We start from the raw sequence: 1,838 nt of genomic DNA on the forward strand, positions 1-1,838 counted from the left end.
ACGTATGCGCCGTTCAAACACCACACGTTCTTCTTCGGCGCGCACCGCGGCATGTCGCCACCGCAGATTTCGGATGCCATCACCGGCACCGGAGCCGTCGTCGACTTGGGACCGGAATTGAGCTGGACGTACGAGTTGGGCACCAGGGGCAACTTGGCCCACTGGGCCGGGTATGAATTCACCCTCTTCCAGATGGATTTCGATAACCAGATCATTTCGCAGTCGGCGGCAGGCGGCACCGGCGCGACCCTGACCAGCGCGGGGGAAACCAGGCATCGGGGCATCGAGTTCGCCACCAGCCTGGACCTGTGGGATGCGTTCAAGGGGCGAGACAAGGACCAGGATGTGACCCTCGATCTGAACTACACCTGGGTTGCACAGGCCGAGTTCATCGGCACGCGCAACAGCTCGATCTCCGGTGCGGCGCTCCTGCCCACGGAGGCGGCGGTCGTGAGCGTGAGCGGCAATCGGCTCCCCTACTCGCCCAGACATCTGCTGACGGCGGGAATCGGATACACGAACCGGGCATTCGGGCTCGGCACGTTCAATGCCAGGCTGGAAGCGCAGTGTATCAGCGATCAGTTCGGAGACGACCGGAACCTTGTCGCCCCGACGGCGAACGGTCAACGGGGCATGGTTCGGGGATGGTGCATGATGAACGCATCGGTCAACCAGTATGTGAAGAAGATCAACACGACCTTCTTCTTCGTCGCCAAAAACATGCTGGATCAAGCCACCATCATGGACCGGACCCGTGGCATCTACCCTGGTCTCCCGGCGCTCTGGCAAGCCGGAGCCAAGTGGACCTTCTAAGCTAGGCCCCTCTCCCGTGCCCCCTCGTCCGCCGAAAGGCCGGACGAGGGGTGCCCCCCCTTCTCCGCCACCCTTCGTGCCGGCATGAACCGCCCAGGTCGCATCCATTCGGTCTGGTGTGGTTTCCGGCCCGTCGTACGTCTCTTATAGTAGGACCGAAGCAGGTGCTTCGGTTACGTGCGCCCATATCGCATCACTGAGCACGAGAGGCGCGACAAAGGGGATAATATGATCGTGCAAGAACTTACACCGGTCCGTCCCCGTTCTGGGGCACCGCGGCCGACCGCCGTACATCCGGCCCCTGCCGCCGGCACGCTCCCGTCCTTCCGCCGTTCCTGGAAAAAACTCTGGCTGCGTCTCCATTTATACGTGGGTTTGATTGGAGGGGCGTTGTTCGTCCTGACCAGCCTCACCGGCAGCCTGTTGGTGTTCTACAAGACCCTCGATGAATGGCTGAATCCGGAGCAGCTGATCCGAACGGTCGGGACCGATCAACCGCTGAGCGAGATCGTCGCGGGAGCCAGGACCGCGCATCCGGACTGGTCTCCTCCCGATACCCTCATCTTTCCACTCCACGAACGCGACACGTTCCATGCCTGGTTCAAAGATCCTGCTGCTGCTCCTCCAGACGAGCGCTGGCATGTCGTCGCCGTCGATCCCTCAACCGCCCGCCCCCTCAGCGACCGGCAATGGGGCAGCTTTTTCGTCTCGTTCATCTATGAGGTACATCAAGAACTGCTGCTGGGAAAACCGGGCGAGATCTTCGTCGGCATCTTGGCCCTATTTCTTCTCCTCTCGATCGGAAGCGGCCTCTACCTCTGGTGGCCGAGTCCGGGGAAACTCCGTCGTGCCGTGACGTTTCAGCCCGATGGAAGTCTCATCCGGCAACACTATGACCTGCATAAGCTCACCGGCTTGGTCGGAGCGATCCTCCTCACACTGCTTGCCCTGACGGGGTTCTATTTGGAGTTTCCCGACGCCGTCACCTCGGTCGTGCAATGGTTCTCCCCGGTACGAGAGACCGA

General features: G+C 61.5%; 2 protein-coding genes. Both read left to right on the top strand.

Annotated elements, in window-relative coordinates; translation table 11 throughout:
• The coding region (locus KF784_20160; GenBank protein ID MBX3121372.1) for a TonB-dependent receptor at positions 1 to 813 on the top strand (813 nt) is incomplete at its 5' end.
• Positions 814 to 1,203: 390 nt separating this feature from the next.
• Positions 1,204 to 1,838: PepSY domain-containing protein (locus KF784_20165; GenBank protein ID MBX3121373.1), on the top strand; the 635-nt coding region annotated here is incomplete at its 3' end.

This window comes from Fimbriimonadaceae bacterium (assembly GCA_019638775.1).
In the GTDB taxonomy this organism is placed as follows: Bacteria; Armatimonadota; Fimbriimonadia; order Fimbriimonadales; family Fimbriimonadaceae; genus JAHBTD01.